The following is a 24146-nucleotide window of genomic DNA, read 5'->3' as shown; positions in this document are numbered from 1 at the left end:
ATGTCAAATTTGTGAACTTTTCATGATGATAGTACCGGTGGGACGAGAGACATTTGGATCTTTTTCTAAGGTGACAATTATCCCAGAAAATTCTGGGTGAGAAAATTCTTTGTACATTTGATTTGTAAATGGTAACTCATAGGCAGCATTTCCCCAAAGATATGGCTTGACTTCACCACAGGGTAACTTCTCACTAGCAACAACTGTCCATAATAAGTAGACATAACCAGGAGGTGGAGCGGGAAGATTTTGAAAAAGCATTACCGCTTTTTGTTGTTCAGGATTGATAACTATACTCCCTGAAGCCACGTCTGTGGAGTTGACTCCTTTAAAAGTAAACAGTCGCGTTTCATTATTTTGGAGCATGGATTTCACAACTTGAGCTTGAGCGAAATCCTGAACTAAACGCTGGTTTTCTGCTGTGATTATACCCAGATTTTGTCGTAGCCGATAGTTATCAAGCCCTAGAACTACTGCACATAGTACAGCAATGCTACCAAAAATTCTTCTCCATGGGAGTGGTTTTTGTGTTGGCGTTGACTTGTTAATTTCCTGAACTTTAATCTCTTGTACAGTAGCTTGATGAGCAGAGTTTTGAGCTTGTTCTAGAATTTTGGGTAGTAGATGGGCTGGTGCTTCTACTTGAGTAAAGCCATCTAATACTTGTCGTAGAACTTCCTGCAAATCATCAACTTCAGTAATCAGTTCTGGATGTTCATCAATTAATAGTCGAAACTCTTCAGCTTCTTCAGGGGTGAGATCATCAACGACAAACCCCGCAGCTAGGTTATTTATATATTCGGAATCAAAAGATTTATTCATATATTGATAAATCAGAATCTAGTAAAATGCGCTTGAGTTTTAGTAATCCTTGACGAGTGCAGGTTTTAACTGTACCCAGAGGAATATCAATTTGTTTAGCAATTTCTGACTGACTTAATCCTTGGTTATAAGCGAGTTCGATGACTTGACGTTGTTTTTCGGGTAGTTGTGCTAAAGCATTGTAAATTCGCTCTGCTCGCTCTGCAAAACTCGCTTGTTCAACGGGTGTAGACTCTGGTGTTGCTTCATTTGTCATTGTTTGTCCCCAGCGTTCCACAAGTTTGAGTTGTCTAGTTCGAGCGCGTAACTTATCTATTGCCCGCGATCGCGTGACCGTTACCAAATAGCGCACAAAAAAGCGACAATCTGGATTACTAGATGCTTTTCGCCACAGTGTGAGAAAAATTTCTTGAGTCAAGTCTTCAGCTTCTTGGGAATCAGCCAAAATTTTCAGAGCTAATCCATAAACTAAGCGACCATGACGATTGAACAAAACGCTTAATGCCGAAGAATCGCCATTTTTGAGCGCCATAAACAAAGCTTCATCTGTAGAAGATGACAAATCTTGAGAATTGGACTGGGGAAGGTTAGACTCCATGCTGTTGCAAAAACAGGTATAAATATATGCCAGAGCAAGTAAGGGATAAGCTTTGTTTCATTACCTTTCTCCAAAAATCAAACAAGCAACTCTTTCCTCTAGAAAATACCATCTATTCTGATGACGACTGATATCAGGTGATCGGATTGGATACTCTCAAAAAAAATTTATCAATAAATGGGATTTAATTAAATCCAGTTTTCATAATCACTCGTCTTATAGATAGATGCCCCACAATTGGCCATTGCAATTACGATTTTGAGGAGAACAAGCACAAAATGCACTCCCAGGCGATTGTGGTAGCGTCTTGCAATTCAATATTGAGAACAGGAAAAATTTAATGTCTAAATATATAGATTCCTTGCTGAAAATTTCTTTGAGCAGCCTAGTTTTTACTGCCTCAATGTTTACAACCTCAGCTACTATTTCTGCAACTGAAACATCAATCACAAAAATTGCTCAGGTAAAACCATCTACTGCTACCACCAATTCTGTAGGCGGACCTCTAGCTAAAGAACTTCAGGGGAAACCAGTCATAGTAGATGTGTTTGCTACTTGGTGTAGTGGCTGCAAAAATATTGCCCCCACTCTGTCGCAATTGAAACAAGAATATTCCGGCAAAGTTAACTTTGTGGTTTTGGATGTAACTGATAAAGCCAAACTAAAACAGACAGAAACAATGGCGAAAAAATTAGGTTTGGGTAAATTCCTAAAAGCTAATAAGAGTAAAACCAGCACTGTAGCTATTATTGATCCGTCCACTGGCAATATTTTAGCAATTTACCAAAACAATGCTAATAAAGCAGACTACACCAAAATACTCAAAACAGCTTTAGCCAAAAAGTAATTGAAATCAAACTTGAGGAGAAAAACTAATGTACAAACATACCAAAATTTTACTAAATTTACTGTGTTTAGGCGGATTGATTTTGACAGTATCATGCAGCCCAAAAACATCAGATAGTATTTCTCAAAATCAAGCTCCATCAACTACAGATGTTGCTCAAAAAGATCCCAATGTAGGTAAAGCCAAATCTCTAGGAACTCCTTTAGCTAAACAACTCCAAGATAAACCAGTATTAGTAGATGTATTTGCTAGTTGGTGTTCTGCCTGTAAAAATATTGCTCCAACATTATCACAATTAGAAAAAGACTATAACGGAAAAGTTCATTTCGTAGTTTTGGATGTTAGCGATAAATCCACCACAGCCCAAGCAGAAGCTAAAGCAAAAGAACTAGGACTTAGTGAATTTTTAGCTGCAAACAAATCTCAAACAGGAATGCTCACAATCATCGATCCTGTAACAGGAAAAGTATTAGCACAACACCGCAATAATCCTAATTTAGAAGATTATAAAACAGTTCTTGATGTCGCTTTAGCTAAATAAACCCATGAAATTAGAAAATTCCCAATCTCAAACTTTGCTCCTTAGCGTCTTTGCGCGAAACATAATTAATTCCGCCATTATCCAACCCCAAAAATAAATTGCGCCTTGCTTTGCTTAGATGAATTGACTTCAGAAGAAATCCATGAAACAAATACCTCAATCGTCAATAGAACAAACCTCTTTCCAGCGTTCTAAAATCTCAAAAAAATGGCTAATTTACGCTGGATTAGGATTATTTACCCTAGTTCTGGTGATCACCCTTGGATCAGTGATTAGTCACCCGATTGAACGAGTCATTTCCATTGTCGAAAACCGTTATCAGCAGTGGTTTGATCAACAGGACACAGGAAATCCTTTGGTGTTGATACCTTTGGCGTTTATTGGTGGGGTACTTGCTAGTGTTTCCCCCTGTATCTTGGCACTTTTGCCGGTCAACCTCAGTTACATCGGCACATTAAATATTAAATCTCGTGGGGATGCTTTTATTAAAGCTGGCTTGTTTGTCCTGGGAGCAGTGACAATTTTAAGTATGTTTGGCTTGGTTTCATCTTTTGCCGGCACTGTAATGGTGGAGTACCGAGGCTATATCAATATTGTTGTGGGATTGATTATGGGTGTAATGGGTTTGTGGTTGATGGGAGTAGTAAATATTCCCCTACCACAGATGAATGTGAATTTGCCCCAAGCTGGTCCTTATGGAGTGGGTTTGACCTTTGCTTTGGTGAGTTCCCCCTGTGCTAGTCCGGTGTTATTTGCGGTACTGGCAGCAGCAGCGGCAACAGGTTCGCAGATATTGGGGACGCTGACGATGGTTAGCTACGCTTTGGGCTACACCCTGTTGATTTTCCTAGCTAGTTTATTTACAGGACTGGCTAAACAAAGTAAGCAGTTGTTACAACATTCTGAGGGAATTATCCGCTTTGGTAGTATGGCGCTGATCCTGACTGGGGCATATTACCTATTTACGGGGACTCAATGGTTTGTTGGCAGTTAGAACAATACAGCATGAGTCAGGAGTCGTAGGGGCGTATTCATGACGGGACTGGAAGCATCAGCATTCGATCTAAGGGCGAAGCATTCGGAAAATAAACTTGGGAAAAAACCGAGAATTTATCGCCCGAATGCTTCGCCCCTACATGGGAAAAAACCGATAAATTATCGTCCGAATGCTTCGCCCCTACATGGAAAAAATCGAGAATTTATCGCCCGAATGCTTCGCCCCTACATGGGAAAAAATGACCAAGAAAAAACCAATGAAATGAACCAACCGAGAAAACGCCGATTCAGTTCCCAAATCAAACTATTGCTGATTAGTAGTTTAGTTGCTATGGCGATCGCTACTATTCAAAAATTTAATGTTCAAGAACTATTACGGACTTCATTAAATTGGGTGGAAAGTCTCGGTTCTTGGGGAGCGATCGCATTTATAGTCATTTACAACATAGCAACGATACTATTCATCCCTGGTGCTTTGTTAACCATGAGTGGAGGTGTATTATTCGGCTTAGTTTGGGGATCAATCTATGTTGTCATTGCGGCAACTTTGGGCGCAACCGGGGCTTTTTTCATTGGCCGTTGTTTGTGTCGAAAAGCAATTTGCAGAATGATTGAGACTCATCCTCAGTTCCAAGCAATTGACAAAGCAGTAGCTCAAGAAGGCTTCAAAATTGTCCTCCTGACTCGCCTTTCCCCCATCTTACCCTTCAACCTGTTAAATTACGCCTTTGGTGTGACTCAGGTTTCTGTGAGAGACTATATCTTGGGTTCTTTTGGTATCATTCCCGGCACTGTAATGTATGTTTATCTTGGTTCTCTGGTTAGCGATTTGGCTATGCTAGGAAAACCGAATCAGTTCAACAGTCCAGAAACCCAAATTATGCAATGGTTAATTCGGGGGGTGGGATTGATAGCTACAGTTGCACTGACTATTTATTTAGCACGCCTAGCCAAAAAAGCTTTAAACACAAATGTTTAATCAGGAGAAATCACCCATGTTACAACCAGGATTGATTAATTTGATAGTTCCTCAAGATCAAAATAGAACTATCGCAGATATCTCAACTAAAAACTGGCAAAAGCTGATTAAATTTGCTGTCCTCATACTATTTGCATTTAGCATTACCTTAGTATTTGCCACAGAACCAGCTTTTGGACAAGAATCGGCTCAAAACACTCCAGGATTTAATCCCCAAGTATGGTTAAAAAATGCTTTGCAATGGATTGATGGTCTTGGTGCTGTAGGAGCATTGGCATTTATCTTACTTTATATCATTGCCACCGTCGCCTTTTTGCCAGGGTCAATTTTGACTCTTGGTGCAGGGGTTGTCTTTGGCGTGGTTATGGGTTCACTTTATGTCTTCATTGGTGCAACTATAGGAGCAGCCGCAGCTTTCTTAGTCGGACGTTATTTGGCTAGGGGTTGGGTGGCTAAGAAAATCGCAGGTAATAGTAAATTTCGGGCGATTGATGAAGCTGTGGGTAGAGAAGGATTGAAAATTGTCCTGTTAACCCGGCTTTCTCCTATCTTCCCTTTCAACCTGTTGAACTATGCCTATGGCGTAACTGGAGTTTCCCTCAAAGACTACGTTCTGGGTTCAATTGGCATGATTCCCGGCACAATTATGTATGTTTATATCGGTTCTTTAGCGGGAAGTATTGCCACCATTGGTACTGAATCTCAACCCGGAAATCCCGGTGTCCAGTGGGCAATTCGGATTATCGGCTTTATTGCTACGGTTGCTGTGACAATTTATGTCACTAAAGTTGCTCGTAAGGCGTTAGAAGATGAAGTTTTATAGTAATTCCTATCCAGATTTACTACTTTTTAGATGAGAGGAAAATATGACTACGACTGAAACAAAAACAATCAAACTACTCACTGGTACTCAAGTTCCTGAATTGGCAGTAAAAACTCTCGATGATAAAGTTTGGAAACTCTCTGAGCAGAAACCCCAAAATTTTACATTAATTATTTTTTATCGCGGTTGGTTCTGCCCAATTTGTCAAAGTTATTTAGCAGAACTGGAAAGACTTCTAGAAGATTTTACTAAACTTGGAGTGGAAGCGATCGCTATTAGTGGCGATAGTCAAGCAGATGCTCAAAAATCAATCTCTGAATGGGGAATTAAAAATCTCACAATTGGCTATGAAGCCAGCATAGATTTATTTCGCAGTTGGGGACTTTATATTTCCCAAGGTGCTTTTGAGAAAGAACCTCTTTTATTTTGTGAACCTGGTTTTTTCTTAGTTAAGCCAGACGGTACACTTTTCTATGCTGCTGTCAATAGCTCACCTTTTGGTCGTCCACCTATATCAGATATGCTCTCTGCTATTGACTTTATTTTACAAAAGAATTATCCTGTGCGGGGAACAGATTAATAATAATTCAAAATCCAAAATATACAACAACAGCATAAAAAAAATATTGTTGTTAAGCCATATTTTTTATTTGGTTATGAGGACTAAAGTCCTCACTACAAACTTTTTTTATTTATGTTTGGTGACTGATTATTTAAGTAGGTGAGCAGAAAAAATTAAAGGTATGTGAAGAAAAGTAAAATCGCCCAAAACTCTCTTCCTGTTCCCTGTTCCCTGTTCCCTGTTCCCTGTTCCCTTGCCCCAACGACAATTTTTAACGCCCACCTACTTATTTAAAGATTAAAGGAGTTAATTTATGTCAAATTCTGAATTTTCCCAAGTGACGATGCCACCAATGGATGAGTATAATCAAAAACTGATTTCTCATGTTCATCCATCTGATTGGGTTAATCCTCAACCTGTTGATTGTTATGATTTAGTTGTGATTGGTGCTGGTACAGCGGGATTAGTTGTGGCCGCAGGTGCAGCAGGTTTAGATGTGGGATTAAAGGTGGCTTTGATTGAAAAACATTTGATGGGTGGTGATTGTTTAAATGTCGGTTGTGTGCCTTCCAAATGTATGATTCGTTCTTCTCGTGTTGTCGGCGAAATCTTGGCAGCTAAGGCTTTAGGAATTAATCCTCCAGAAAAAATAGATGTTGATTTTGCGGCAGTAATGGCAAGAATGCGCCGTTTAAGAGCGGGTATTAGTCATCATGATTCTGCCCATCGTTTTCAAAAGTTGGGAGTTGATGTTTTCTTGGGTGGCGGTCGGTTTGCGAGTGATAATATTATTGAAGTTGGTAATCAAAAACTTCGCTTTAAAAAAGCTGTGATTGCTACAGGTGCTAGAGCCGTAAGACCATCAATTCAAGGAATTGAAGATGCTGGATTTTTGACTAATGAAACTGTATTTTCACTTACTGAACTTCCCCAACGTTTAGCTGTAATTGGTGGTGGACCAATTGGTTGTGAATTGGCTCAGGCTTTTCAACGTTTGGGTTCTCAAGTTGTTTTGTTTCATAAAAGTTCCCACATTTTAAATAAAGAAGATAGAGAAGCGGCAGAAATTGTTCAAAATGTTTTCATCCGCGAAGGTATTCAGTTAGTTTTAAATAGTCAAATACAAAGTGTGAAAAAAACTCCTGAAGGGAAGTTGATTCACTTTCTTAGCAATGGTTCTAAAATGTCAATTGTTGTTGATGATATTTTAGTTGGTGCTGGACGCGCACCAAATGTGGAAGGTTTAAATTTAGAAGGTGTTGGGGTAGAGTATGACCAAAGAAAGGGAGTAAAAGTTAATGATTACCTCCAGACAACGAACCCCAAAATTTATGCTGCGGGTGATATTTGTATGGATTGGAAATTTACTCATGCGGCTGATGCAGCAGCGCGAATTGTGATTAAGAATACTCTGTTTTCTCCCTTTGGCTTCGGAAAATCTCAACTTAGTAGCGTGGTGATGCCTTGGGTAACATTTACAGACCCAGAAATTGCCCATGTGGGAATGTATGAACAGGAAGCTCAAGACAAGGGTATTGATATTAATACGATTAAGATTCCTTTTAGTAGTGTAGATCGAGCGATCGCTGATGGTGAAGAAGATGGGTTTGTGAAAATCATCCACAAAAAAGGCTCAGATCAAATTTTAGGTGCAACTATTGTCTCCCATCATGCTGGGGAAACAATTAGTGAAGTAACTACAGCAATTGTTAATAAGGTTGGTTTAAATGGGTTATCTGGTGTAATTCATCCTTACCCAACTCAAGCAGAAGCTATTAAAAAAGCAGCAGATGCTTATCGTCGTACTCTATTAACACCAACATCTAAACGTTTCTTAGAATTACTAACCAAGTTATCCTAAACTGGCATTAAAAATAGCCTATTTGGATCTTAAATGAAGATAAATGTAGTTTAGGAAAATATTGATGATTATGCCTTATCCAGTAATTAAAAATAAATAACAAGTGAGCGATTTATATTCCCATTACGTACTCAACTAAACTGCAATCAGCATACTTATCGCCATGTAACACCGTTTTTTGTTAACCTGATAGACTATTCTAGATTGATCTAGATTGACGATTTTATAAAAACTGATCGCACTAGGCTGATAATTAACTATGAATGAAGCCTTATTTACTGTTGAAAACCTCCGTGTATCTTATCCCCAAAGAAGTGGGGAAGGTGCAATCTGGGCTGTTGATGATGTATCTTTTACTCTCCAAGTCGGTGAAAGAATGGGTTTAGTGGGAGAGTCTGGTTGTGGTAAATCTACTATTGGTAGGGCAATCATGCGGTTGCTGCCACCTAATAGCCGTGTTGAGGGTAAAGTAATTTTTCGAGGAGATTCTGTATTAGATTTAACTGCGATGCAGATGCAGAAATTTCGAGGAGAAGCGGTTGCTTTGATTTTTCAAGATCCGATGACGCGACTTGATCCATTAATGACTATTGGTAATCATTGCCTGGAAACTTTACAAGCTCATGCACCGGAACTATCCAAACAGCAAGCGAAGAAAAAGGCTTTAGCGACTTTAGAAAAAGTGAAAATTCCTGCTAGTCGTTGGAATCAGTATCCCCATGAGTTTAGCGGGGGAATGCGTCAACGGGTAGCGATCGCTCTGGCTTTACTTCTCAATCCTCAGTTAATTGTCGCTGATGAACCCACAACTAGTCTAGATGTCACAGTTTCGGCTCAAATTCTCCAAGAGTTAACGCGATTGTGCGCGGAAGAAAACATGGGATTGTTATTAATTTCCCATGATTTAGCAATGGTAGCGGAATATTGCGATCGCATTGGTGTCATGTATCAGGGAAAAATGGTAGAAATGGGGCAAACAGAAACTGTTTTTGCTAATCCCCAACATGAATATACTCAATCATTATTAAAAGCAGCTTTACACATTCAAAAAGAAAATGATGATCAATTGGTAACTAATCACAATCAAAGTCATCAATCACCAATTTTAAAAGTTACCGAACTTCAGCAACATTATACCATCGAACCAAATTTTCTTGAACGGTTATTTAAAAGTGCAGTTCAAACAATTAAAGCTGTAGATGGGATTAATTTAGAATTGTATCCTGGGGAAATATTAGGATTAGTTGGAGAGTCTGGTTGTGGTAAAAGTACACTTTCGAGAACTATCTTACAATTAATTCCGCCCACATCAGGACAAGTTGAATTTTTAGGACAAGAATTAACTACTTTGTCGCGGCAAGAAATCCGTTCTTCTCGTAGACAAATGCAAATGATGTTTCAAGATCCCCATGCTTGTTTAAATCCAGCTATGACGGTGGGACAAAGTATTGCTGATCCTTTATTAATTCACAATTTAGCTAATTCTACAAAAGCCAAAGAACAAGTTTTATGGATGTTGGAAAAAGTGGGATTAACACCAGCAGAAATATATTATCAGCGGTATCCTAGCGATTTATCAGGGGGACAACAACAACGGGTAGCGATCGCTCGCGCTTTAATTACTCGTCCTAAATTGGTAATTTGTGATGAACCAGTGAGTATGTTAGATGCTAGTGTGCAGACACAAGTATTAGATTTGATGTTGCAATTAAAATCTGAATTTGATCTCACTTACTTATTCATTACTCATGATTTATGGTTAGCAAGATTTTTGTGCGATCGCATTGCAGTTATGCACGGTGGTAAAATAGTCGAATTAGGACAAACACAACAGATTTTTGCCCATCCCCAACATCCCTATACCCAAACCCTCTTAGCGGCTGCACCTTTATTAGCAAGAGTTTAGTTAGGATAATAGCCAAATTCTACGGTTTGAGTAACAGATAAAATAATTGTCCATTGCTGACTGTTACCCCAGCCCTTTCTCCTGCGGCTTCACCTGTTCCTAAAAAGTAATCTACCCTCCCTGCGCCTTTAATTGCTCCCCCTGTATCTTGATCTAAAACATAACGACTGACAAGCCGATGTTCGATTTTATTACTCTTATTTATATAGGGAAAAGGAGCGCGAATTAATGCTAAAGCCCCTGGAGGCATCAGAGATTTATCTGTAGCAATAGAACGCTCTGGAGTTAGTGGTACACTAATAGAACCTTGGGCTGGTTTTCCGTAGGTTTCCTCAAAAAATACAAAACTGCGATCGCGTGGAATATAAATATCTAAATCCTGGGGATATTTTTGGAAATAATCCAGAATAATGGGCATAGTTAACCCTTCTAAAGGCAATTTACCATCATCTACTAAAGACCTTCCTAAACTTCTATAATTATAGGCTGTATTGCCTGCATAACCTATAGTTGTTTGAGTTCCATCTGTTAAATTGAGTCGTCCTGAACCTTGAATTTGAATCATATAAGGTTCGAGTCTGTCTCGAAACCAAAATAACTCCAATCCCTTTAATTTTCCTTTTCCACCTTGTAAACCATCTGCACCTTCTAATTCTAATCTGTTAGGGTGAGGTTTAGCCCAAGATTTTAAATTAGGAGGATAGCGATAAGCTGGATAACGAAACTCTTTTGTAGGTTGACGACTGGCTAAATATAAAGGTTCATAATAAGCAGTAAATAGAACTGTTCCTTGATTATCTCTACCCACAGATTGATAAAAAACAAACTCTTTTTCTATAGCTGCTTGTAGTGCTTGAGCAGATTTTGTAGAAATCAACAATTGACGAAACCTTTGCAAACTTTGATAAACTCTTTCTCTGGTAATTTCTGATTTTTGATAAGCAGCGATCGCCCTTGGAGTTTGCAAATATTTAAGACTGTAATCTATTGATTGTAATAGAGCTTTTTTATCTTCATAAATCCCCTGATCTAGACAAGAAACATCTTCTTGACAACAAGTAACTGGAACTCTTGAAATCAGTACAGGTAACTTCTTTTTGGTTGGATTAGCTAATGTTGGTAAATTCCATTTTGTTAACCGACATTCTGGAGAACTGAGTTCTTGATTGTGCAGTGGCTGTATCCCGGCGATGAAAACAGCAATTAATACAGGTAAGCTAATAGTAATCCTAGTAAATATTTGACTATTCATTCATGTTATGGTAAGTAGCAACGGCAGAAGGAGAAATCCGATTCAAATAACGGAAAATCCAGTATTTAAATATCGTATCTAAAATTATGGGAAACGTGGCAATAAACAAGAAAATAAAATCACGATTGGCTGGTAATCCCCAATCACAGAAAAAAGCTCTAATTTTTCACGGCTGAAGATAATAATTAAATCTGGTTCGCAGTTGTTCAATAGTTAAATCTTGCGTCCAATATTCTATTAAAGCATGACCAAATGCCCAAGCGTTACGATCTGGTGTAGATGGGTTTTCTAACAACAATGGCCATAGGGATAGTAAATCAAAATTACGAGTTTTGGAATTGTCTGTATTTAACAGCGGAAAAAGTTCATAAGCCATTTGTAATTTCCCAATCACTATCGGTAATTGTTCAATGGGAATTTGTTCTGCTAGTAAATAAGCAAGGGTAGGAGAACCTGTTGATAAAGTGGAAATAAATTGCAAAACAGGACTTTTTAGTAATGCAGCTATTCCTTGGGTCGTTGTCATTTGAAATGTGTAATGATCAATAATTTTAGCTGCTGCACTAGTGCGGGTTTCTAAATTACGTAAAAAGCGCGTTAAACGTAATTGTTTTGCCGGATCTATTGCTGATAACAATCCTAAAGATAAAGCCTCCATATTCCAAGCACTGCGATTATTTTTCGGATCACTTGTGACAATAGGTAAAACTAAATTAGCGAAATTTCCTAATAGTTGTTGACGGTATTTTGTCGCTTCTCGAATAGAAATCTCTTTGGGCTTTTCTCCTTTTTCCCAATCATAAGGAGGTTGCCATTCGCGGATAGGACGCAAACGATCTACTTGAGTGACAATGGTAATAATCGGTAAATCTGCAACTTCCGATTTTACATCTTGAATAAAATCTACATCCATTTGTAGCGCCGGATCAAGGGCAGGAGTAACTAATAAAAGTAAATCAGCATTACTAGCATAATCAATCACTAAATCTCGCAAATCTTCCCGTTTTACCTGTTCATAACCAGGAGTATCCCAAAGGTTGAGAATTTCCCCAGTTTCCGTTTCCCAATGGTAATTTTGAATTTCATCTGTACTGGGTAAAACATCAACCTCAGCCAATTCATCTTGAAAAAGAGTATTAATTAAACTACTTTTTCCTGCACCTGTGCGCCCGATAATGAGGATATTTACGGGTTTTTGGGCAACGATTTCTGGGGGTTCAGCTTGGGTGAGAATGTCCCGCAAGGTTTGGGTTTTGGTCTGGGGTAGGGTGGGAATAGGTAATTCAATTTTAGTGCCGGCATAGAGAGCGATCGCTTGTTTACATAAATTCCGCAAAGCCGCTTCTCGTAATAGTTGACTCAAATTTATTAGTAATTCTTGAGAAGCTCGATTTCCCACACCTTCACTAGCTTTTTTTGCCACCGCAGCCACCGGATTTAATACCCATTGCGCCCAATTCCAAACTTTCCACAATTTACGAGCCGATGGTTCTAATTTACGATAAACTTCATAAGTTTGATAAGCTTGTCCAACTGTAACTTGATTGAGAACAGGAGATAATTTTTGCATCCATTGATCCATATCATCTACTGTTCCTCGAATTAAACCGTAAACTTGAGGAATGTAAATATTTAAAAGTGGATATTTGATTTCAGGATTATAGATATGAGAAATTGCTACTACTAAATCTTGACATCTTCTCCAAAAAGTTTGCCAATCTTCCCAAATAGGTAAATCATTAGCGGCTGCGGTGAGAATATTTTGTAATGCTGTTTCTACGTCTTTAGTCGTATCTGTTCTGCTTACTAAATTATTTTCTGTAGCAGTTTCTAACTCTTCTCGTACTTCTGCAAATACAGCTTCAATTTGATTTATAGGCGGTTTAGTCCAGCGTACCAGCAACCACCGCCAACCGACAAATACAAATGTAAATAAAGCCCAAATCCAACTTAATCCCCAAGCGTGAATTTGCATTCCTGCGGAAACAAGAAGGAAAGAGACAATTACCGCAATTGGTGAAACTAGAATAATCCATTGCCAGATTTTTAACCGTATCATTGTTTTATACCTATTTCTGTTGTCAGTAAGTAGACGAGAATAAATCAAAGTAGATTAAGTAATGTAAAAATCTTGAGATAATTTGGTAGTAAGGGCTTCAGCCCTTAAATTAGGACTAAAGTCCTGACTACAAACTTTGAATTATTCAGTCTGTTTTACTGAGTTGTGTATATTTATATTCTTAATCTAATACTAATATGATGGGTTGTGGTGTGTAACAGAATGTAATCATCTTTTGGTTATAGTCCGCAGTAGTTGTAAGTTAATATAACGAGTTGTGGTTAAAGTAGCGATTTTATTGGCTTTTACGATAAGATTTATGTGAAGAAATCACAAAAAACTGCTTTGAGTACCTTGAAATTATGCTTGTAGACTTCACTGTTGAAAACTACCGTTCCATTAAAGAACCTGTAACTCTCAGTGCTGTTGCTCAAAAACAAAGCACTCGCAAGACAAGCGCAACCAGCAAACGCAAAGGGATAAAATCAGATCATGAAATTGCACCTGGGTATCATGTTGAAGGTTGGGATATGGAGATTTTACCTGTTTTAGCAATTTTTGGAGCTAATGCGTCAGGTAAAAGCAATGTTCTTCAAGCTTTGGATTATTTATTGTTGATAATGGTTTATGGTATACAAGAAGATGCAAATCTCCAGAGAACTTTTAAATATGCCAAACTAGATCCTTTTAAATTAGATAGTATCTATGCTAAACAACCTACAAAATTTGAATTAAGAACTATATTTGATAATAATATTTATACCTATTCATTAGAAATTAATCAACGTCGTGTCATTTCAGAGAATTTGAATTATTCCTTAAATACAACCAAGCGAACTCGTCGTTTATTTAATCGTAAATGGGATGAAGTTAGCAACCAATTTATCTGGAAAACTGGTGATGATTTTGCTGGTTCTCATAATCAACTACAGCAGAGTATTAGAGAAAATGAGTTATTTATTAATATATTATTTAAACTAGAGGTGAATATAGTTAAATCTCTAATTAGTTCGCTTGAAGATCGCTGGCCAGGAATTCATTTAGGTAGTGAGGAATTTGAAGTTACCTCAATAAAAGCAATGCAATATGTTGATGCTTCTAAATTTCAGAAAAAAATAGCACCACAAGCATTAAAAATTGTACAAGAATTTGATACTGGGCTATCTAGAATTGAGATCAAAAAAAAATCAGATGATCTGCTTGACTACAATATATATGCTATACATAATACTTTGGAAGGTAATGAAATTTCTTGGACTTTAGATGAAGAATCTTTGGGAACGCAACGTCTATTTAGCTTGGCGTTTCGGATAGTAATAACTTTAGGAGCAGGAAGCTTGACAATTGTGGATGAATTAGGCGCAAATATTCATCCAAACATTGTAAAAAGCATTATTAGAATGTTCCAAAATCCCAAAACCAACCCAAAAAATGCTCAACTTATTTTCACAAGCCATGATAATACATTGCAAAGAAATAACTTACTACGACGTGATCAAATATGGTTTACACAAAAACGCCCTGACCATAGTACAGAATTATATCCTTTAACAGATTTCCATGTCCGCAATGATTTAGCGATTGATAAAGCTTATTTAGATGGACGCTTTGGTGCAGTTCCATTCTTACCATCTGATGAAGAAACGATATTACAGGGTGATGAGGAATGTCAAGAAAGTTAGAACGTAATCAACCTAGCAGGAAAATTACTCAAAAAATATTAATTGCTTGTGAAGGAAGTAAAACAGAACCAATTTATTTCAATAGTATTCGCAATGAATTACGTTCACCAACTTTAGAAATTATCGTATTGCGTAATAAAGGGAAAACAGATCCAGGTAACATTATTGAAATACTCATCGAAAAACGACAGCAAATAAAATATGAAAAAGGATGGACTAAAAATGATGCTGCTTGGGCTGTTTTTGATGGAGATGAACATATTAATAAAAGTCTTACGAGTTGGCAAAATGCGATTAATAGAGCTAACAGTCAAAAGATTAATCTAGCAATTACAAATCCCTGTTTTGAACTTTGGTATTTAATTCATTTTCAAGAGCATTTAGCAGAAATTAACTGTGATAAACTAGTTAAATTATTGAATAAGCATATACCTGACTATGATAAATCAATGTGTCTGTATCCCAAACCATTAAAATTAATAACTGAAATAGCTATTCAATCTGCTGAGAAAATTGCAAAACAGATAGAACGTGACGAATTATATGAATATTCTAATCCTTGTTGTAGTGATTTACCGAAACTAATTAGTAGTTTATTAGATTTAAAATAAATTTAGCTAAATCATTTTATAATATTTTTTTCACAAGCACTCGGAAATAATATTTGTGAAATCAAATTGATTGAAATTCACAAATAAAATAGGAGTGCTACAGCTATTTATGAAACTAACCTATCTTGTAATTTTGCCACCATTTCTGCACGAGCAGAAACGCCCAATTTACGAAACATTCTTTTCAAAGCTTGCTTCACAGAATTTTGAGTAATCCATAATTTAACCGCAATTTCCCCATTAGTGAAACCTTGGGCTACCAATTCCGCAATTTCTAATTCCCGCGCTGTCAGGGGACAATTACCAACAGATGAAAAGGTTTTTGGTTTGGCTCGGAGTGTGGCTATTTTCGCCGATAAATGCAGACAAACTGCACTTAAATCAGCTAAATCATTACTATCAAAAGGCTGACTTCCAGGGTCACGCGCAAAGTTTAAAGTCCCCACTAATTGACCATCACAAACTATGGGGCCAGTCATCACGTGTTCGTGACGGGTGCAATAGTTTTTCCAGTCTTCTGGGGAGAAAATTAACTGTTCATGGGTGGGGGCGTGACGTTCCACAACATAGCGCCCGACGGGATTAGCTTCTAAGCAGACAGCAGGAATTTCGGGAATTTCAATTTTAGTATTTAACTGGTCATCTAGGAGATCAATACCCCAATGTTGCACTGCAAAATGGTCGCCAATGGTATCCATGAGAGCTAGTTTTAATTCTTGCTCATTTTGGACATTAGCGATCGCTTGAAAAATGGCGTGGAGAGTTTTAGCCATAAGTGTACCCATTTGGGGTCTATGCGAACCTCGATAATTACCTCTATGCTAATACCAGCAACGATAAAAAGCTATTTTTACTTGTAACCAGAGGACAAGCATTATGACAGTTACTCAAATTTCCGCCCAAGAACTTTTCCAAGCAGCTTATGAAAACCGTTATACATGGGATAGTAATTTTCCTGGTTATACCGCAGATATTACTTATAAGCATGATGACCAAGTGATCACAGGTCAAGTGCGGATTGATGCCAATTTGAAAGCAGAAGTTTTGAACGTAGAAGACGAAGCAGCTAAAAAAGCAATTCACGGACAAGCTTGGGAAATCGCCGTTCACCGTGTTCGTCGGGCTTTTGAACAAACTCACGGCGCAAATACCTTTAGAACTGGAGCATCTGACGCAACCGGCGCGGTAGAAATTTTGATTGGTGGTAAAGCGGAAGGAGATAAATACAAAGTGCGTAACAACGAAGTTTGCCACGTTCACCGTTTAATTCACGGTACTTATGTGACTATTGACACTTTTAGCAGTCACGACACAGGAGAAGGATATCTTTCTCACACATACAATTCTGTATATCATGACCCCGAAACCGGCGCACAAAAGGGCGGTAAAAGCGATTTTACTGATGAGTATGAAAAAGTAGGAAATTATTACATTCTCAACCGTCGAGAAATTCGCACGGAAATAGCCGGAAATATTTCCATTCAAGATTTTATCTTTTCTAACATTGAGTTGTTAGGTTAGATTTTTAAGAAATCAATAAAACCCATATTCATCAGATCCCTGACTTCTTGAAGAAGTCGGGGATCTTGTTATTTATTATTGCTATAGCGATTTACATCTAAGTGAGGTACACGGAAGAAAGAATTAACCGCAGATAAATTTGTATTTTAGTAGATTAGGAAACGCTAAGTAGGTAGGTGGGAAAACTTATACAGCACTTCCCTCTGTTATGAGGTACAGTTTTTTATTGTCAAACCCGTAGGGGCGGGGTTTCCCCGCCTTCCATTGTATTTCATTAGAGCGGGAAGTGCTGTAACTATGTCATTGCGAGTGGAACGGAGTGGAACGCAGCAATCCCAAGAGTTTTGGGTAATTTACAGTTCGTTACATAGTTGGGTGATTAGCATCTACCTACTTATATAATATTTTTATTTTTAGCAAGACTATTCATTCATGTTATGGTATGTAGCAACCGCAGAAGGAGAAATTCGATTCAAATAACGGAAAATCCAGTATTTAAATATCGTATCTAAAATTACGGGAAATGTGGCAATAAACAAGAAAATAAAATCCCGGTTAGCTGGTAATCCCCAATGACGTGAGACACCTTCCAAGAGAACTTCCCAGCCATGAGGAGAGTGAAAACCGACAAAAACATCAGTAAACAAAATAATAATAAATGCTTTGGCGCTATCACTTAAACCATAAATTATATGATCAAAGAAATCTTTTAGCACCGCAATAGAAGGTTTACTAATTAATAACAACAAAATGAAAGTAATTACCGAAAAAATATCCGCAAATACATTTTTAATTGCATTGGCACTTTCACCACGAAATTCCTGAGCTAATTCCTCAGCTTTTTCTTTGACTTTAGTTTCTATTTCTACATCTTTCAGAGGAGGAGCATTACTAATTAATGCTTCAAATTTAATTTTTTCTTCAAACCTTTGTAATTCTAATAATGCTTCTTCTTCCATTTCTTTATTTAAGAAAACTTCCCCTGTTTCCTCATGTCGAAAACGTTCAACTAAAGGACCAACAACTAAAGCCTTTGTGACTTGATGGGTGAGGAGAGGAACAATAATTAGTAGAAGTATAAATCGAATTGATATAATAGTTCTTTGTTGTGTTTGCCGAAAAGTTTTAACTACATCTTGTTCAGAAGCTGGATCTAACTCTACTTGTAAGCGAGTGATAGTGCTTAAAATTGAGCGTGGTAAAAGACTTGTAGAATTAGCTTTTCCTTTCCGGATATTGGGGTTAGCTTGATCTGGTGTTTTGGGGATAAATGATTGAGAATTAACTAAATTTGGGGGAACTTTAACGACTGGAGAAGGGGGATTATTATAAGTTGTATCTATATCATTATTAATGTATTTAGAGGTAACTTGATCAATGAATTCTAGTTTCTCTAAAATTGATGCTGGGCTAGAATAGGTAATACCCGCTTTTATGGCAGCTTTTTGTTTAGATTCATTAGAAAACCAGCGACTAGCTTTAAATTCGGTAAGCCGCATTTGTACAGTTTTTAATAATTTTTGCAAATCTGCTTGAAAATAATCCATGACACTGGTGCTGTACATGGTAAATTCGGAGTCTATTTTGTTACCATTGAAGTGTTTATCTTCAATTTCCTTAATTTTGATAGCTGCTTGATAAGCTGTATCTAAAGAACGCTCTGGTGTCAGTAGATACCATTTGTAAGCAGCCAACAAAAAAGGGTATATTTTTTGGCTAAACACGGTGTTTTTCATCCTTGACGATTATCTGGCATGATCCACTAATTCTTAAACTTAGGTTAACGCAAGAGGTATGGTTTCTGATTCTCTCTGGATTTTTGGTACTAGCCGCAGTGGTAAAACTACTCGCTTGGTAAACCAGTTTAATGATTGGTTAAAAATTGGTAATCAAGTATTTGCTTCATTTTATACTAAAAATATTAATAATCAAAAAAATCAACCTATAGTTAAAACCTCAAATTTACGCCAAAGAGAAGCAGGTATTTTACTATTGGCCGCTAATGATGATAAACGCAGAGAATTAGCTGATCTGATTGCTAGTTTAACATTAGGAAAATATCCGATTCGCGTCAAAACAGCTTTGGGTTTTTTCCAAGATGAGGTAACTTTATTTTGGCCATTATTAATTGATTCGTTGTCACTCAAAGCACAGTTTCCCGTCAGATTACGTCCAGAAATGGAACAAGAATTGGCGACAAAACTCTGGAGTTCTCACTTAGATGTAGAAATTTTGCGGCGTGTGGGAATCAATGAGTCTCGTTTGGTAAGGCGGATTTTGGATTTATGGCAATTAGCCGCTTATAGTGGTGTGCGGTGTGAAGAAATTCCCCAAATTTTGCAAAGTGGGTTAGAAAATGATTCTATCAATTTAGAACCGGAGTTTTTAGGTTTTTTGTTGCTAAATTGGCGGAATTGGTGTTTAGAAAGAGGGTTATTAACTTATGGGTTAATTACCGAACTTTATCACCAACAATTATTAACTCATGATAGCTATCAGCAGCATTTGAAGCAACGCTATCAGGGCATAATAGCAGACGATGTGGATGATTATCCGGCGATCGCTGCTAACTTATTTGAGTTTTTGTTAGATTCTGGCGCTGTAGGGGCATTTAGCTATAATCCTCAAGGGGCAATCCGCTGGGGTTTAGGTGCAGATCCTCAGTATTTATCCAGATTAGCTGGGCGTTGTCAAGTAGAAAATTTAACTGAACCACCGCTAGATAGTTTGGCCTCTTCCCTAACTAATCAAATGGTAGAATTGGTAACACAGCCAATGATCATGTTGCGTTTACCTACTTCTGTCCAAGCCATCCAAACAACCTCTCGCGCCCAGCTATTACGCCAAACAGCCGAGACAATTATTGAGGGGATAAAATCCGGGAAAGTAGCGGCAGAAGAAGTAGCGATTATTGCACCAGGTTTAGATGCGATCGCTCGTTATACCCTAGTAGAAATACTAACTAAACAAAATATCGAAGTTACATCTCTCAACGAACAACGCCCTTTAATCAGTTCATCGGTAGTCAGAGCATTACTCACCTTAATGGCTCTAGTCTATCCCGGATTGGGACGCTTAGTAGATAGGGATGCAGTGGCGGAAATGTTGGTTGTGTTGAGTCAACAGAGAACGCAAGATGGGGAGGAAAAAGAATTTCATCATTCTAGAATAGATCCAGTCCGGGCTGGGTTAATAGCCGATTATTGCTTCGTTCCCCACCCCGACACACCCGATTTATTACCAGTCAAAACCTTTGAACGCTGGGATAGAATTGGCTATATTGCGACTCAGGCTTATGAAGAAATATTACACTGGCTGGAAGAACAGCGATCGCAATATCAACAGCGTCTTCTCCTCACCCCCATTTTTCTCCTCTACAAAGCCATTCAAGACTTTGTGTCTAACGAGAAAAACCCTTCATATCAAGAATTAGCAGCATTAAGAGAATTACTAGAAACCGCTCAACATTATTGGGAAATAGACACTCGCTTAAAACAAACCGATCCTCTATTACTTTCACTGCATACACCTGAAACTCTCAATATCACTATTGCTGAGTTTATTCAACTGCTGCGACGGGGGACAATTACCGCAAATCCCTATCCAGTGCGTCCCATTGGTAACAGTAGAAAAGCTGTAACTTTAGCAACTATCTTCCAATACCGTGCGAGTCGTAAAAATCACCGTTGGCATTTTTGGTTAGATATTGGTTCACCGCTATGGGCAAAAGGTGGTGCAGCTACTTTATTTGGTGCTACTTTATTTTTACGAGATAGATTAGGACAACCTTGGACAGCAGAAGATGAACAATTAGCCGAAGAACAAAGACTAGAAAAAATTGTCGCCGATTTACTAGCGCGTGTGTCTGATAAATTGTATTTGTGTCATAGTGATTTGGCTGTAAATGGACAGGAACAAATAGGACCGTTGTTACCTTTAGTTCATTCTTGTGAAGTGGTTTAAATAGCCATTGCTGAGATTAAGAGTATGATTTTACCTCACACAGAGGCGCAGAGTCTCAGAGAGTAAGAATTTGAAATTATTGATTTATCAATTTCATATTTTGACAAGCTGAGTAACTTACTTCAATTCAGCAATGCCTTAATTTAGATTTGTGCATTCATCCTCTAAAGAAAGTCCCTAGAGGTTTATTTCACCTGGAAATAATGCGTTTATGTATTGCTATTGTCATTATCTTTATTATTAGAGTAGTTGTCTTTTAGCTTTTTCATCACCCAAGATAGAACCGCATCAGAAGATTTTTCAATTACCCAAGTGATTAAAGCTGTTAAAAGAAGAGTAGAGATATCCATAAAACCTCGTAAAATTTATTTCTTTCTATAGCTTTACAGGTGGGTGATTGCGGTAAGCTTAAGTACAGGCTTGCGCTATGAGTGATTTGTGTATGAGATGAGATTAATTATCAAATTGGCGGTTAAAATCAATAAAAGTGCTGTGTTATATAATGATGGGTCGTTCACTCTCCTCTTCTCCAGAAGGTATCCAAAAAGCAGAAAAGGCTTTAATCCGCTTTTCTTTAACTCAGAAGGCATTAGCTAAAGAGTTAAATGTTACTCGTCAACCAATTAGTAAATTCTTGACAGGTAAACCAGTTGACCGTAATCTCTTTGTCCGAATTTGCGAATTTTTAGAACTAGACTGGGAAGAGGTAATTACTCAAGTCAATGAACCAGAGACAGAAGCGAATCCAGACACCAGTATTGAGATAGATACCCTTGTCAAAAAAGTACGGGAAAAAATAAAACCCCTCATTCAAGAACGCTGTGGCACAATGCGGGTGCTAGATATGACACAGCCTATCGGATTGAATGACATCTACACTAGCGTCAACATCCTAGAAACAATCACTGGAAAACAACGACGAGGAATTGAAGAACTACTACAGCAATGTAATCAAGAAGATTTTGACCGTTTTGGAATGGGAAAAATTAGTATCAAGAGAGTACCTGGGCTAGATGCTGTACAGAAATATCCCAAATTGATGATTTTGGGAAAGCCAGGTGCGGGTAAAACTACCTTTTTGAAATATTTAGCAATTCAATGTATTGAGGGCGTATTTCATTCTCATATTGTGCCGATTTTTGTTACTCTCAAAAACTTTGCAGAAGCTGATAATAAACCAAGCTTATTAAAATTTATCATTGCAGAAAGTTCAAGTATAAATTTCAATTGTCAGGATGTAGAAAAGTTATTAAATCAAGGGAGAATGTTTATTCTACTCGATGGTTTAGATGAAGTTAGAGAAGAAGATAGTAACCGCATCTTAAAAGAAATAACTAATTTGTCCAGAAATTTTCAGCAAAATCAATTTGTGATAACTTGCCGCATTGCCGCAAAAGAATATACATTTGAAAAATTTACCGAGGTAGAAGTTGCTGATTTTGACCAAGAACAAATTGCCACCTTTGCAACTAACTGGTTTAAAAATAAGCCCATCAAACCAGAAAATTTTATTAAACATATTGAATATAATGAACCTATTCAAGAACTTGCCACAAATCCCTTGCTACTCACCTTACTCTGTTTGGCATTTGAAGAATCAGGAGATTTTCCGGCAAATCGTTCTGAGTTATACAAAGAAGGACTAGATGCACTTCTAAAAAAATGGGATGCCAAGCGGGGTATTCAACGTGACCAGATTTACGGAAGACTATCACCTCAGCGCAAGGAAGATTTACTCAGTAAAATTGCTTTTACTACCTTTGAACGGAGTGATTATTTCTTCAAACAGAAAGTGGCAGAACAATACATCACAGAATATATTATAAATTTACCGGATGCCAATAATGACCCAGAAGCATTGCAACTGGATAGTGAAAAAATTCTCAAATCAATTGAAGCTCAACATGGATTATTAGTAGAAAGAGCGAAGGGTATTTACTCTTTTTCTCATTTAACTTTTCATGAGTATTTCACAGCTAGAGAATTCATCTTAGTCCAACAATCATCAGATGATGCTTTGCAAAGTCTGGTTAGTCATTTTACTGAAAAACGCTGGCGGGAAGTTTGTTTATTAGCGGTCGAGATGTCACCTCATGCAGAGCGTTTATTGCTGTTTATCAAGAAAAACATTGATATGTTAGTAAATAAATATGAGAAGTTCCAGCAGTTTCTGATATGGGTAAAAAATAAGTCTCTTTCTGTTCAGGGTTCTTACAAACCAGCAGCAGTTAGAGCTTTATATTTTGTCCTCTACCTCGACCCCCATCTCGACAACGACTCTCTCGACCTGTATCTTCACCTCGACCTCGACATTACCATCGATCCATTTTTCGACTTCGACTTCGACATCGCCCTCTACCAATCCCTCGACTTCCACCTTTACCTCAAGCAAAACAACTCTTTTGACCACGACCACTCCTTCTCCCGAACCCTCGACCTGTGCCTCGACTACGACCTCTCTCGAACCCTTGACCCAAAACTCAATCATTCTCTACAACAACTCCAAGAGCAAATACCAGACAGAGACGAAGATATAAAAGGTTATATGAATTGGTGGAAAACTAATAGTCAAGCATGGAATGAAGAATTAAGAAATATCATGATTAAATATCGCAATATTGGTCATGATTGGCAGTTCAGCGAAGAACAAAAAGAACTACTGCAAAAATATCATGATGCCAATAACTTTCTACTAGAATGCTTAAATAGTGATTGTTATGTCAGCCATAATGTGCGCCAATATATAGAGGATACTTTGCTTTTACCTATGGCAGATATAGAAACAATAAAATTAAGCGGTAGTTACTCGTTGAAAAATTAGTGAGGGTTATACCGTTTCAGTGATTTAATCCTTACTATCACGCCATAATAATTAAGATATAATGGTTTTTAATGATCACTCATATAAAAAATTGATCGTCGTTCTATGGTCGTAACATATTTATCAAATTTAGGTCGAAATAAAACTTCTTCTATTTCCGATAAAACAGAAGATGACATTAAAATCTTTCCTATATCTTGTGCTTGATCTAAAGCTTGACGCGCTTTGCTTGTTTTGGCAAGAACAGCACTGACGAGAATATTTGTATCTAAAACTAAATATTGTTTACGGTTCATTAATTA

Annotated in this window: 21 protein-coding genes and 1 pseudogene; 13 read left to right on the top strand and 9 right to left on the bottom strand. The window is 37.6% G+C overall.

Annotated features, from left to right (window positions below; translation table 11 throughout):
- Nucleotides 1–3: 3 nt before the first annotated feature.
- Nucleotides 4–822: an anti-sigma factor gene (locus FJR04_RS14390; protein WP_168495890.1), complete on the bottom strand. Its 819-nt coding sequence runs from the start codon at nucleotides 820–822 to the stop codon at nucleotides 4–6.
- The gene (locus tag FJR04_RS14385) at nucleotides 815–1420 is read right to left on the bottom strand and encodes a sigma-70 family RNA polymerase sigma factor (RefSeq protein ID WP_168495888.1); all 606 of its coding nucleotides are present in this window, start codon (nucleotides 1418–1420) and stop codon (nucleotides 815–817) included. Before FJR04_RS14385 ends, FJR04_RS14390 begins: the two co-directional genes overlap by 8 nt.
- Before the next feature lie 403 nt (nucleotides 1421–1823).
- Between FJR04_RS14385 and FJR04_RS14380 the strand changes: the two genes are divergently transcribed.
- The 8 genes from FJR04_RS14380 to FJR04_RS14345 all read left to right on the top strand — a co-directional run bounded on the left by FJR04_RS14380 (nucleotide 1824) and on the right by FJR04_RS14345 (nucleotide 9935).
- Nucleotides 1824–2267 (top strand): TlpA family protein disulfide reductase, encoded by a 444-nt coding sequence (locus FJR04_RS14380; RefSeq protein WP_371718008.1) that lies wholly within the window; start codon nucleotides 1824–1826, stop codon nucleotides 2265–2267.
- A gap of 28 nt (nucleotides 2268–2295) precedes the next feature.
- Nucleotides 2296–2808 (top strand): thioredoxin domain-containing protein, encoded by a 513-nt coding sequence (locus FJR04_RS14375; RefSeq protein ID WP_168495884.1) that lies wholly within the window; start codon nucleotides 2296–2298, stop codon nucleotides 2806–2808.
- Between the two features lie 142 nt (nucleotides 2809–2950).
- The gene (locus tag FJR04_RS14370; protein ID WP_168495882.1) at nucleotides 2951–3802 is read left to right on the top strand and encodes a cytochrome c biogenesis CcdA family protein; all 852 of its coding nucleotides are present in this window, start codon (nucleotides 2951–2953) and stop codon (nucleotides 3800–3802) included.
- Between the two features lie 264 nt (nucleotides 3803–4066).
- Nucleotides 4067–4783, top strand: coding sequence for a TVP38/TMEM64 family protein (locus tag FJR04_RS14365; RefSeq protein WP_168496038.1), 717 nt, complete (start codon nucleotides 4067–4069; stop codon nucleotides 4781–4783).
- On the top strand, nucleotides 4776–5606 hold the full coding sequence (locus FJR04_RS14360; protein ID WP_371718005.1) for a TVP38/TMEM64 family protein: 831 nt from the start codon (nucleotides 4776–4778) through the stop codon (nucleotides 5604–5606). The genes FJR04_RS14365 and FJR04_RS14360 overlap by 8 nt, the downstream gene beginning before the upstream one ends.
- A 43-nt stretch (nucleotides 5607–5649) precedes the next feature.
- Nucleotides 5650–6186 carry a redoxin domain-containing protein gene (locus FJR04_RS14355; protein WP_168495880.1) on the top strand — a complete coding sequence of 179 codons (537 nt, stop codon included), beginning with the start codon at nucleotides 5650–5652 and terminating at the stop codon, nucleotides 6184–6186.
- Between the two features lie 295 nt (nucleotides 6187–6481).
- Nucleotides 6482–8029 carry a mercuric reductase gene (locus FJR04_RS14350; protein ID WP_168495878.1) on the top strand — a complete coding sequence of 516 codons (1548 nt, stop codon included), beginning with the start codon at nucleotides 6482–6484 and terminating at the stop codon, nucleotides 8027–8029.
- A gap of 259 nt (nucleotides 8030–8288) precedes the next feature.
- A complete protein-coding gene (locus FJR04_RS14345) occupies nucleotides 8289–9935 on the top strand; it encodes an ABC transporter ATP-binding protein (protein ID WP_168495876.1) in 1647 nt (548 codons plus the stop codon).
- A 19-nt stretch (nucleotides 9936–9954) separates the two neighbouring features.
- Here FJR04_RS14345 and FJR04_RS14340 read toward each other — a convergent pair whose 3' ends face one another.
- From FJR04_RS14340 to FJR04_RS14330, 3 genes and pseudogenes are all read right to left on the bottom strand, one after another.
- Nucleotides 9955–11187 (bottom strand): murein transglycosylase A, encoded by a 1233-nt coding sequence (locus tag FJR04_RS14340; protein WP_168495874.1) that lies wholly within the window; start codon nucleotides 11185–11187, stop codon nucleotides 9955–9957.
- A pseudogene (locus FJR04_RS14335) lies at nucleotides 11180–11329 on the bottom strand (proton extrusion protein PcxA); the annotation flags it as partial. The pseudogene FJR04_RS14335 and the gene FJR04_RS14340, both read right to left, overlap by 8 nt.
- Before the next feature lie 24 nt (nucleotides 11330–11353).
- Nucleotides 11354–13246 (bottom strand): GTPase family protein, encoded by a 1893-nt coding sequence (locus tag FJR04_RS14330; protein ID WP_168495872.1) that lies wholly within the window; start codon nucleotides 13244–13246, stop codon nucleotides 11354–11356.
- Between the two features lie 362 nt (nucleotides 13247–13608).
- Between FJR04_RS14330 and FJR04_RS14325 the strand changes: the two genes are divergently transcribed.
- On the top strand, nucleotides 13609–14928 hold the full coding sequence (locus FJR04_RS14325) for an ATP/GTP-binding protein (RefSeq protein WP_168495870.1): 1320 nt from the start codon (nucleotides 13609–13611) through the stop codon (nucleotides 14926–14928).
- The gene (locus tag FJR04_RS14320; protein WP_168495868.1) at nucleotides 14913–15539 is read left to right on the top strand and encodes an RloB family protein; all 627 of its coding nucleotides are present in this window, start codon (nucleotides 14913–14915) and stop codon (nucleotides 15537–15539) included. The genes FJR04_RS14325 and FJR04_RS14320 overlap by 16 nt, the downstream gene beginning before the upstream one ends.
- 107 nt (nucleotides 15540–15646) lie before the next feature.
- On the opposite strand, the gene FJR04_RS14315 is transcribed toward FJR04_RS14320, so the two are convergent.
- Complete coding sequence (locus tag FJR04_RS14315) at nucleotides 15647–16312, bottom strand: LuxR C-terminal-related transcriptional regulator (protein WP_168495866.1); 666 nt, start codon at nucleotides 16310–16312, stop codon at nucleotides 15647–15649.
- A 103-nt stretch (nucleotides 16313–16415) separates the two neighbouring features.
- Here FJR04_RS14315 and FJR04_RS14310 point away from each other — a divergent pair, with 103 nt between their 5' ends.
- On the top strand, nucleotides 16416–17060 hold the full coding sequence (locus FJR04_RS14310; protein ID WP_168495864.1) for a DUF3386 domain-containing protein: 645 nt from the start codon (nucleotides 16416–16418) through the stop codon (nucleotides 17058–17060).
- Nucleotides 17061–17482: 422 nt separating this feature from the next.
- Here the strand turns inward: FJR04_RS14310 and FJR04_RS14305 are convergent, their stop codons facing one another.
- On the bottom strand, nucleotides 17483–18796 hold the full coding sequence (locus FJR04_RS14305) for a proton extrusion protein PcxA (protein ID WP_168495862.1): 1314 nt from the start codon (nucleotides 18794–18796) through the stop codon (nucleotides 17483–17485).
- A 58-nt stretch (nucleotides 18797–18854) separates the two neighbouring features.
- Between FJR04_RS14305 and FJR04_RS14300 the strand changes: the two genes are divergently transcribed.
- Complete coding sequence (locus FJR04_RS14300) at nucleotides 18855–21023, top strand: recombinase family protein (RefSeq protein WP_168495860.1); 2169 nt, start codon at nucleotides 18855–18857, stop codon at nucleotides 21021–21023.
- Between the two features lie 209 nt (nucleotides 21024–21232).
- Here the strand turns inward: FJR04_RS14300 and FJR04_RS14295 are convergent, their stop codons facing one another.
- Nucleotides 21233–21373 (bottom strand): hypothetical protein, encoded by a 141-nt coding sequence (locus FJR04_RS14295; RefSeq protein WP_168495858.1) that lies wholly within the window; start codon nucleotides 21371–21373, stop codon nucleotides 21233–21235.
- 152 nt (nucleotides 21374–21525) lie between these two features.
- Here FJR04_RS14295 and FJR04_RS14290 point away from each other — a divergent pair, with 152 nt between their 5' ends.
- Nucleotides 21526–23844 (top strand): NACHT domain-containing NTPase, encoded by a 2319-nt coding sequence (locus tag FJR04_RS14290; RefSeq protein ID WP_168495856.1) that lies wholly within the window; start codon nucleotides 21526–21528, stop codon nucleotides 23842–23844.
- Between the two features lie 68 nt (nucleotides 23845–23912).
- On the opposite strand, the gene FJR04_RS14285 is transcribed toward FJR04_RS14290, so the two are convergent.
- A complete protein-coding gene (locus FJR04_RS14285; RefSeq protein ID WP_168495854.1) occupies nucleotides 23913–24140 on the bottom strand; it encodes a putative toxin-antitoxin system toxin component, PIN family in 228 nt (75 codons plus the stop codon).
- Between the last annotated feature and the right edge of the window lie 6 nt (nucleotides 24141–24146).

The organism is Anabaena sp. UHCC 0204 (assembly GCF_009711975.1).
Taxonomy (GTDB): Bacteria; Cyanobacteriota; Cyanobacteriia; order Cyanobacteriales; family Nostocaceae; genus Dolichospermum.
The sequence above is the reverse complement of the archived record's forward strand: the minus strand, read 5'-3'. Positions and strand labels throughout refer to the sequence as shown.

Coding starts and splice junctions, on each gene's coding strand:
- FJR04_RS14390 (WP_168495890.1), bottom strand. CDS start 822: ATGAATAAATCTTTTGATTCCGAATATATAAATAACCTAGCTGCGGGG.
- FJR04_RS14385 (WP_168495888.1), bottom strand. CDS start 1,420: ATGGAGTCTAACCTTCCCCAGTCCAATTCTCAAGATTTGTCATCTTCT.
- FJR04_RS14380 (WP_371718008.1), top strand. CDS start 1,824: ATGTTTACAACCTCAGCTACTATTTCTGCAACTGAAACATCAATCACA.
- FJR04_RS14375 (WP_168495884.1), top strand. CDS start 2,296: ATGTACAAACATACCAAAATTTTACTAAATTTACTGTGTTTAGGCGGA.
- FJR04_RS14370 (WP_168495882.1), top strand. CDS start 2,951: ATGAAACAAATACCTCAATCGTCAATAGAACAAACCTCTTTCCAGCGT.
- FJR04_RS14365 (WP_168496038.1), top strand. CDS start 4,067: ATGAACCAACCGAGAAAACGCCGATTCAGTTCCCAAATCAAACTATTG.
- FJR04_RS14360 (WP_371718005.1), top strand. CDS start 4,776: ATGTTTAATCAGGAGAAATCACCCATGTTACAACCAGGATTGATTAAT.
- FJR04_RS14355 (WP_168495880.1), top strand. CDS start 5,650: ATGACTACGACTGAAACAAAAACAATCAAACTACTCACTGGTACTCAA.
- FJR04_RS14350 (WP_168495878.1), top strand. CDS start 6,482: ATGTCAAATTCTGAATTTTCCCAAGTGACGATGCCACCAATGGATGAG.
- FJR04_RS14345 (WP_168495876.1), top strand. CDS start 8,289: ATGAATGAAGCCTTATTTACTGTTGAAAACCTCCGTGTATCTTATCCC.
- FJR04_RS14340 (WP_168495874.1), bottom strand. CDS start 11,187: ATGAATAGTCAAATATTTACTAGGATTACTATTAGCTTACCTGTATTA.
- FJR04_RS14330 (WP_168495872.1), bottom strand. CDS start 13,246: ATGATACGGTTAAAAATCTGGCAATGGATTATTCTAGTTTCACCAATT.
- FJR04_RS14325 (WP_168495870.1), top strand. CDS start 13,609: ATGCTTGTAGACTTCACTGTTGAAAACTACCGTTCCATTAAAGAACCT.
- FJR04_RS14320 (WP_168495868.1), top strand. CDS start 14,913: ATGTCAAGAAAGTTAGAACGTAATCAACCTAGCAGGAAAATTACTCAA.
- FJR04_RS14315 (WP_168495866.1), bottom strand. CDS start 16,312: ATGGCTAAAACTCTCCACGCCATTTTTCAAGCGATCGCTAATGTCCAA.
- FJR04_RS14310 (WP_168495864.1), top strand. CDS start 16,416: ATGACAGTTACTCAAATTTCCGCCCAAGAACTTTTCCAAGCAGCTTAT.
- FJR04_RS14305 (WP_168495862.1), bottom strand. CDS start 18,796: ATGAAAAACACCGTGTTTAGCCAAAAAATATACCCTTTTTTGTTGGCT.
- FJR04_RS14300 (WP_168495860.1), top strand. CDS start 18,855: ATGGTTTCTGATTCTCTCTGGATTTTTGGTACTAGCCGCAGTGGTAAA.
- FJR04_RS14295 (WP_168495858.1), bottom strand. CDS start 21,373: ATGGATATCTCTACTCTTCTTTTAACAGCTTTAATCACTTGGGTAATT.
- FJR04_RS14290 (WP_168495856.1), top strand. CDS start 21,526: ATGATGGGTCGTTCACTCTCCTCTTCTCCAGAAGGTATCCAAAAAGCA.
- FJR04_RS14285 (WP_168495854.1), bottom strand. CDS start 24,140: ATGAACCGTAAACAATATTTAGTTTTAGATACAAATATTCTCGTCAGT.